The sequence below is a fragment of the Roseitalea sp. genome (genome assembly GCF_984466335.1).
In genome coordinates, this window is the sequence record NZ_CFIFWG010000150.1 from 1 (window position 1) to 7,790 (window position 7,790).

General features: G+C 63.1%; 6 protein-coding genes and 1 pseudogene. 6 read left to right on the forward strand and 1 reads right to left on the reverse strand.

The window, feature by feature from the left end; translation table 11 throughout:
* Window positions 1–392: 392 nt before the first annotated feature.
* Both AC5E6L_RS12510 and AC5E6L_RS12515 read left to right on the forward strand, forming a co-directional pair.
* The gene (locus tag AC5E6L_RS12510) at window positions 393–938 is read left to right on the forward strand and encodes a DUF924 family protein (RefSeq protein WP_491773697.1); all 546 of its coding nucleotides are present in this window, start codon (window positions 393–395) and stop codon (window positions 936–938) included.
* A 196-nt stretch (window positions 939–1,134) separates the two neighbouring features.
* On the forward strand, window positions 1,135–2,865 hold the full coding sequence (locus tag AC5E6L_RS12515; RefSeq protein WP_491230863.1) for a long-chain-fatty-acid--CoA ligase: 1,731 nt from the start codon (window positions 1,135–1,137) through the stop codon (window positions 2,863–2,865).
* A 330-nt stretch (window positions 2,866–3,195) separates the two neighbouring features.
* Here the strand turns inward: AC5E6L_RS12515 and AC5E6L_RS12520 are convergent.
* Window positions 3,196–3,481, reverse strand: a pseudogene (locus tag AC5E6L_RS12520) (hypothetical protein); the annotation flags it as partial.
* Window positions 3,482–3,712: 231 nt separating this feature from the next.
* Between AC5E6L_RS12520 and AC5E6L_RS12525 the strand changes: the two are divergent.
* From AC5E6L_RS12525 to AC5E6L_RS12540, 4 genes are all read left to right on the forward strand, one after another.
* Window positions 3,713–4,657: a Bug family tripartite tricarboxylate transporter substrate binding protein gene (locus tag AC5E6L_RS12525; RefSeq protein ID WP_491773699.1), complete on the forward strand. Its 945-nt coding sequence runs from the start codon at window positions 3,713–3,715 to the stop codon at window positions 4,655–4,657.
* A gap of 72 nt (window positions 4,658–4,729) precedes the next feature.
* The gene (locus AC5E6L_RS12530; protein WP_491773701.1) at window positions 4,730–5,170 is read left to right on the forward strand and encodes a tripartite tricarboxylate transporter TctB family protein; all 441 of its coding nucleotides are present in this window, start codon (window positions 4,730–4,732) and stop codon (window positions 5,168–5,170) included.
* 5 nt (window positions 5,171–5,175) lie between these two features.
* Window positions 5,176–6,672, forward strand: coding sequence for a tripartite tricarboxylate transporter permease (locus tag AC5E6L_RS12535; protein WP_491229005.1), 1,497 nt, complete (start codon window positions 5,176–5,178; stop codon window positions 6,670–6,672).
* Window positions 6,673–6,675: 3 nt separating this feature from the next.
* A partial coding sequence (locus AC5E6L_RS12540) for an L-rhamnonate dehydratase (protein ID WP_491773703.1) occupies window positions 6,676–7,790 on the forward strand: 1,115 nt, incomplete at its 3' end.

The following is a 7,790-nucleotide window of genomic DNA, read 5'->3' on the forward strand; positions in this document are numbered from 1 at the left end:
GCGCCCTGAGCGTATGCTTGGCGTTCTCCTTCGACTGATACTCGTCGAACAGCGCAAAGGGCGTGCCGAGCGCAGGAGACGCCATAGGCGCCGCAGCGACGCTCGACGGCGGACGATTGGCGGCCATGCGGAAGCGGGCCCTGCGGAAGGAAGCGATGAAACCGGCGATCGCCAAGCAGCCAGTCAAAAAAGAGCGCCTCGTCGCAGATGTCGCTAAACATTCAATAGGGCTTTTTCCAGCGCAAGGCGTCAATCACAAAACCACAAGACCACCATGCCGCGACCGCCACCAAAGCCGCCTGATGGGCCGGCGCCTTGAATGCGCCGCGGACGATACCGACGTGACGGCAAGCGCCCCGGCGGCGCCCGGGATAAGGCAAAGGGAGGCAACCATGCCCGTTGACTGGTCCGAAACGGTCCTGAACTTCTGGTTCGGCGAACTCGACAAGGAACAATGGTTCAAGAAGGAGCCAGACGTGGACGCGGTCATCGTCGAACGGTTCGGCGAGACATACGAGGCGATCCGAGCCGTGCCCGATGCCGTTCCGGCGAAAACGCCCCGCGAGGCGCTCGCCGCCGTGATCGTGCTCGACCAGTTCCCGCGCAACATGTTCCGCGACAGCGCCCGCGCGTTCGAAAGCGACGACAGGGCGCTTGCCGTGGCCGACCGCGCGATCGCCGCCGGGTTCGACGCCACGCTGGGCGAGGATGGGCGCCATTTCCTCTATATGCCCTTCATGCACGCCGAGGACCTTGCCCACCAGGACCGTTGCGTCGCCCTGTTCGAGGCGTTCGGCAATGGCGAGGCGCTCAAGTTCGCCCGTTTGCACCGCGACATCATCATCAGGTTCGGGCGCTTCCCGCACCGCAACGCCGCGCTCGGGCGCAAGACGACCCGGGCCGAGCAACGCCACCTGGACGAACATGGCGGGTTCTGACCCTTGGCACCGGCAGCCAGAGAGCGCGATCGATTGACGTATACGTCAGAATTGCTTGCGACTTTCGGCTAAGTTCAGTATGACCTGAGGATGACGATGCCCCGCCGGGCGGGGCACGGCCGCCGCGGGCGGTCGACGATCACCATGTGGTCCGGCATCGCTGTGATGCGCGTCACATCAGCTTTGGGAGGAAACCATGGCAGAGTCTGCCACGACACGCGCATCCGGCGCCGGCCAGCCGTCGCAGGCCAACTCCAATGCCGGGATCGACCGGATCTGGCTGCAATCCTACCCCGAAGGCACGCCGGCCGAGATCGCCCCCCTCGCACACCGCTCGATCGCCGATCTGCTCGACCGGTCCTTCTCCGGCTTCGCCGAGCGGCGCGCCTTCTCCTGCATGGGCAAGACGATACGCTATGGCGAACTGGACGCGGCCTCGAACGCGTTCGGCGCCCATCTGCAGTCGCTGGGGCTGCAAAAGGGCGACCGCGTCGCGCTGATGATGCCCAACATCCTGCAATATCCGGTCGCCATGGCCGGCGTGCTGCGGGCCGGGCTGACGGTGGTCAACGTCAATCCGCTCTATACGCCGCGCGAGTTGGAGCACCAGCTGAAGGACAGCGGCGCCAGGGCGATCGTGATCCTGGAGAACTTCGCCAACACGCTGCAGCAGGTGATCGGGCGGACCGGGGTCGAGCACACCATCGTCACCGCGATGGGCGACATGATGGGCCTTAAGGGCCACATCGTGAACCTCGTCGTGCGCCGGGTGAAGAAGATGGTGCCGGCCTGGCACATTGACGGGCACCGCAAGTTCAAGGCCGTGCTCGCCGACGCCAGGGGCAAGGCGCCAAACCGGCCGGAACTGGGCCATGGCGACGTCGCCTTCCTGCAATATACCGGCGGCACGACGGGCGTCTCCAAGGGGGCCACGCTGACCCATGCCAACATCCTGGCCAATACCGAGCAGTGCTCGACATGGCTCGACGTCGGCTATCACGCCAAGGGCAAGCCCGAGGAAATCAACTATGTGTGCGCGCTGCCGCTCTACCACATCTTCGCGCTGACGGCGAACGGCTTCGTCGGCATCAAGGAGGGCGGACACAACATCCTCATCCCCAACCCGCGCGACATTGCTGCCTTCGTCAAGGAGCTGGGCAATCACGAGTTCCATTTCTTCCCCGGCCTGAACACGCTGTTCAACGCGCTGATGAACAATGAGGACTTCGCCAAGCTCGACTTCGGCCATCTGCGCATGACCTTCGGCGGCGGCATGGCCGTGCAGCGTCCGGTCGCCGAACGCTGGCACGCGATGACCGGCTGCGCGATCACCGAGGGCTACGGGCTTTCCGAGACCTCCCCGGTGGCCACCGGCAACCGGCTGGACGTGGCCGAGTTCACGGGCACGATCGGCCTGCCCATGCCCTCGACGGACATCTCCATTCGCGACGATGACGGCAAGACGCTCCCCTATGGCGAAGTCGGCGAGATCTGCATTCGCGGCCCCCAGGTGATGGCCGGCTATTGGAACCGGCCTGACGAGACCGCCGATGTGATGACCGAGGACGGCTTCTTCCGCTCCGGCGACATGGGCTTCATGGACGACAAGGGCTACACCAAGATCGTCGACCGCAAGAAGGACATGATCCTGGTGTCGGGCTTCAACGTCTATCCCAACGAGGTCGAGGAAGTGGCCGTCGGCTGCGAGGGCGTGGTCGAGGCGGCCGCCATCGGCGTGCCCGACGAGCATTCGGGCGAGGCGGTCAAGCTGTTCGTCGTGCGCGCCCATGACGCCGTGACCGAAAAGGCCGTCAAGGACCATTGCGCCCAGCATCTGACGAACTATAAGCGGCCCAAGCATATCGAGTTCCGCGACGAGCTGCCCAAGACCAATGTCGGCAAGATCCTGCGCCGCGAACTGCGCTAGAGCGGCTTGTCTTTGGATGGGAGCGGATTGATGGACAGGGTTTTCGCCGCGGCGCGGAAAACACCGCGGCGCGATCCGATGATCGCGCGAGGCTTTTGACGACGCCGCCGGCGGAAAAGACGTCCAAGCCGGAGGCCGGCAACCGACAACTGACAACCGATTGAGGTCGCGTAAGGGCCGCACATCGCCCGCGCTTGGTCTTTTGCGCTCTGGACGGCGTTGCGCGCGCCTTGCGGTGCCCGCCCCGCGTCGTCCCGCGCGCCTTGCCGGATCACAAAATCCCGGCGCTCAGACGATGCCGGCCAAAGACAAACCGCTCTGGTTGTCGCCGTCATAAGCAAGGTCGTCGCGCGAAAGGGTGCCGTCTTTGCGATCGGACCCGTCCCCTCTCGGCGGCGCTTCGCTCGCCTGCCGGGCAGTGGATGGCCGGGATAGACGGCTCGATCCCTTCCTCTTCGACGAGCCAACCCAGCATGGGCGCTGAACCGTAGACCGTGTCGGCCGCCAGTTTCTCTGGATACAGGCCAAAGCGATCTCTGGTTCGCAGGATCATATCCTTGGTGATCTCGACCTCGGCCTGCCGGATCGAAGTGGTCGCATCCACGTCAAAGATCATGCGCAGACTGGTGATTTTCAGAAACAGTGCGAAGCAGTAACGCAGCGCCTGGGGCGAACTGGCACCTGAGCGGCCCGGTTTGATCGTTGGTGCATGACCGGCCTTGGGTCCATATGGGCGATGGGTCCAGGTATCGGTGAACGGCATGTGAAATTTTGGTATTTTAAAATTTCGAACACTATGCTAGATGGCCGGCCGAGCGTGGACTGCTCTTTTGCAAGGGAGGACTACATGAAGAAGCTACTCGCTATCGCGGCCGCAGCGGCGGTTTTTGGCGGTGATGCCGTCGCACAGGATTACCCGTCCAAAACCATCGAGGTGATCACTCACGCCGGGAACGGCGGCGGCACGGATGTTACCACTCGGATGATGATGATCCGGGCGCGCCGCGAGCTCGGAGAAGATATGGTCGTGGTCAACAAGCGCGGCGGGGGCGGAGCCGCGGCGATGGACTACTACCTGACCCAGGACGCCGACGGTCACAGCATCCTGACTTTCACCATCGGCCACTCGGCCACCGTCGCGCTTGGCAAGACCGGGATGACGCTGGGTGATGTGCGCCCCATTGCGCGCGGCACCGACGATCCGCAGATCCTGATGACACGCTGCGGTGTTTATGAGTCCGCCCAAGCCTTTGTGGACGCACAAAGGGAAGATCCGCTGACCTATGGCACCACTCACCTGGGTGGCATCGATGACGTGTCGGCCTTTATGTTCGCCCGTCGGGGCGAATTGGCGACGCCCAAGATCGTACCCTTCGAGGGCGGCGGCGAACTTGCCACGCAGCTTGTCGCCGGTGCTGTTGACGTCGCGGTCCTGAACCTTGCCGAAGCGGGCTCTCAGATCGAGGCGGGGGACATCTGCCCCATCGTCGTTCTGGCGCCGGAGCGCATGGGCGGGCTGCCGGATGTGTCAACGGCCACCGAACTTGGCATCGATGCCAATTTCTCGACGGTGCGCGGCTTCGTTGTGCATGCCGACACGCCGGACGACGTGGCGGCACGGATCGAAGAGGCGCTGCTGAACGCGATGAACCACACCGTGTACCAGGGCTTCCTGACATCGGTCGGTCTGGATTCCGCCTCGGTCGCGGGCTCCGATGTCTGGGGCAGTCAGCTGACGTCGATGCAAGCCGATATGGATGCCGCGCTGCGCGAGCTGGGCTTCATCGAGTAAGCGCTCCCGAAATGCCGGTTCGCCTCCTTTCGCACGGCGGACCGGTGCCGCCCAGTTCACGGGGTTTATCCGATGACGCGTTATGCGGTTCCATGCGGCACGATCGTGTTTTGCCTTGTGGCCTATTGGCTGAGCACGCAGTTCGACCGCGTCCCGCCAATTCTCCTGCGGGGCATGCAGCCGGAAGACTTTCCCCAGATGCTGCTGCTGCTGATCATGGCGCTGTCGGTCCTCGTGATGATTTTTGATACGCCCGCCGATCACGGCCCGATCGCGTTCAACGTTTGGACCAGTCTTGGATTGTTCGTGGTCTTCGCGCTCGTCTCACGGGTTGATCTTTTTCTGGCCCTGGGCGTATTCGCCGGCGCGCTCGCCTGGACATGGGGTGAACGCAGGATCTGGGGTATCGGGTTGGTGTCGCTTCTCAGCCCGGCGCTGATCTTCATGCTTTTCGATCAGGTGTTCAGAATCCGCTTCCCGCGCGGGGTGCTGACCAACCTCTGGTACGGGTAACGAGGATGGAGCCGCTCTTCGCAGGGCTTTACGCGTTGATGGAGCCGCAACTGCTCGTGTTGCTCTTTGCGGCCACGCTCGGCGGGGTCATCATTGGGGCGCTGCCGGGATTGAACGCGACCACGGGTGCCGCGCTCCTGTTGCCCTTCACCATAACGATGGACCCGATTCCGGCCATCGCGATCCTGACCACGATCTACTGCGCGGCGACCTTTGCAGGGGCGATCACGGCTATCCTGATCAACACGCCGGGCACATCCGCCAGCGCAACAACCTGTTTGGACGGTTTTCCGCTGGCGCAACGTGGCGAAGCGGGTCGAGCGCTTGGCATGGCGACCGTATCTTCGACGATTGGCGGGATCATCTCGGTGGTCTGTCTGATGCTGGCCGCGCCACTCATGGCGCGCATGGCCTATAACTTCGCGCCGCCCGAGTATTTCGCGCTGACGGTCTTCGGCATCTCGATGCTGGCCACGATCGGCGACGGCACACCCTTGAAGAACATCATCGCCGGTGCGCTCGGTATCCTGCTTGCCACCGTTGGCAAGGACCTGCTGACCACGGTTGAACGCTTCACCTTTGGCTTCAACGAACTGTCCGAAGGGATCGGCTTCGTGCCGGTCATGATCGGGATTTTCGGCATTTCGGAGCTTCTGGTGCAGGCCGAGCGGCTCCAGGCCGAGCGCAAGCTCATACAGATGAGGGCCATCAAGCTTCCCTCGCGCGAGGATTATCGCAAGGTCTGGAAAACGATTCTGCGCAGCTCCGGAATCGGCACGTTCATCGGCATTCTGCCGGCGGAGGGTGCAACGGTCGCCTCGATGATCGGGTATAACGAAGCGCGACGCTGGTCGAAAACGCCGGAGGAGTTCGGCAAGGGATCGGTCGAGGGCATCGCCGGGTCCGAGGCGGCCAACAACTCGGCCACGGGCGGTGCAATGGTGCCGACCCTGGCGCTCGGCATACCCGGCAGCCCGACGGCGGCGGTGATCCTTGCGGGCCTGATGGTGCACGGCTTGCAGCCGGGTCCGACGATGTTCACCGAACAGGCCGAATTCGCCTATGCGATCTTCTGGGCCATGCTGCTGGTGAATGTGACCTTTATCTTCGTGGGCCTTTTCGGGGCAAAGCTTTTCGCGCGCGTCACCTTCGTTCCGGTGCAGATCCTTTGGCCCATCGTCTTTACCTTCTCGATCGTGGGGGCCTATGCGCTGGATCAGTCGATGCTCGATGTCTACATCGCGCTCGCCGCCGGTGTGATTGGCTATTTCATGCGCCGCTTCGGCTATTCGGTGGTGCCGCTTGCCATCGGATTGATCCTCGGCGGCATGCTGGAAAAGCGCCTGGGGCAGTCGCTGATCATGCTCGACGATCAATGGTGGCTGATGCTGACCCGCCCGCTGTCGCTGCTGTTTTTCACGCTCACCATCCTCGCCCTGTTCGGGCCGTATGTCTGGCGCTTGTTCAAACAACGCGACCCCCTGGCGCCCACCGGAGAGTAAGTCATGACCAAGATCAAATCTGTCCGCACACGGGTCTGGAACTGGACCGGCCCGACTGTGCCGCCCCAGGGGAACTTCTGCACGAATGCCTCCGATGCGTTATGGATGAAGGGCGATGCGATGGCATCGTTCCGCTTCCACCAGTGGCTGACCTGCGAGGTCGAGACCGAGGACGGCACGATCGGCATCGGCAACGCGGCGCTCGCGCCCTCGGTCGTCAAGCAGGCGATTGACGATTGGTATGCGCCGCTGGTGATCGGCGAAGACCCGTTCGATTATGCCTATCTGTGGGAAAAGATGTACCGCCGGACCCATGCTTGGGGCCGCAAGGGCGTCGGCATGACCGCGATCTCGGCCATCGACATCGCGATCTGGGACCTGATGGGCAAGCTTGTGGGCAAGCCGGTCTTCAAGCTTCTGGGCGGGCGCACAAAGGAGAAGATCCCGGTCTACTATTCCAAGCTTTACGCAGACGGCATCGAGGCCATGCAACGCGAGGCCGAAGATGCCGCCAGCCACGGCTATCAGGCCTTCAAGTCGCGGTTCGGGTTCGGGCCCAAGGACGGCATGGCGGGCATGCGCGAAAACCTCAAGCGCGTGGAGGCTCTGCGCGAGGTGCTGGGCTATGACGTGGATCTCATGCTCGAATGCTACATGGGCTGGAACCTCGACTACGCCAAGCGGATGCTGCCCAAGCTGGCGAAGTTCGAGCCCCGCTGGCTGGAAGAGCCGGTGATAGCGGATGATGTGGCAGGCTATGCCGAACTCAATGCAATGGGGATCGTGCCGATCTCGGGCGGAGAGCACGAATTCAGCGTGATCGGCTGCGCGGAACTGATCAACCGCAAGGCTGTCAGCGTGCTGCAATACGACACCAACCGGGTGGGCGGCATCACCGCGGCGCAGAAGATCAACGCGATCGCCGAGGCCGCGCAGATCCCGGTCGTTCCCCATGCGGGGCAAATGCATAACTACCACCTGACCATGGCCAGCACGAATTGCCCGATCAGCGAGTATTTCCCGGTCTTCGATGTCGAGGTCGGCAACGAACTGTTCTACTACATCTTCGAGGGCGACGCCGAGGCCGTGGACGGGTATCTGCAACTCGATGACGACAT

Bases quoted from the DNA above. Each gene is read 5' to 3' on its own strand.
- AC5E6L_RS12510 (WP_491773697.1), top strand. From the start codon at position 393: ATGCCCGTTGACTGGTCCGAAACGGTCCTGAACTTCTGGTTCGGCGAA.
- AC5E6L_RS12530 (WP_491773701.1), top strand. From the start codon at position 4,730: ATGACGCGTTATGCGGTTCCATGCGGCACGATCGTGTTTTGCCTTGTG.
- AC5E6L_RS12525 (WP_491773699.1), top strand. From the start codon at position 3,713: ATGAAGAAGCTACTCGCTATCGCGGCCGCAGCGGCGGTTTTTGGCGGT.
- AC5E6L_RS12535 (WP_491229005.1), top strand. From the start codon at position 5,176: ATGGAGCCGCTCTTCGCAGGGCTTTACGCGTTGATGGAGCCGCAACTG.
- AC5E6L_RS12515 (WP_491230863.1), top strand. From the start codon at position 1,135: ATGGCAGAGTCTGCCACGACACGCGCATCCGGCGCCGGCCAGCCGTCG.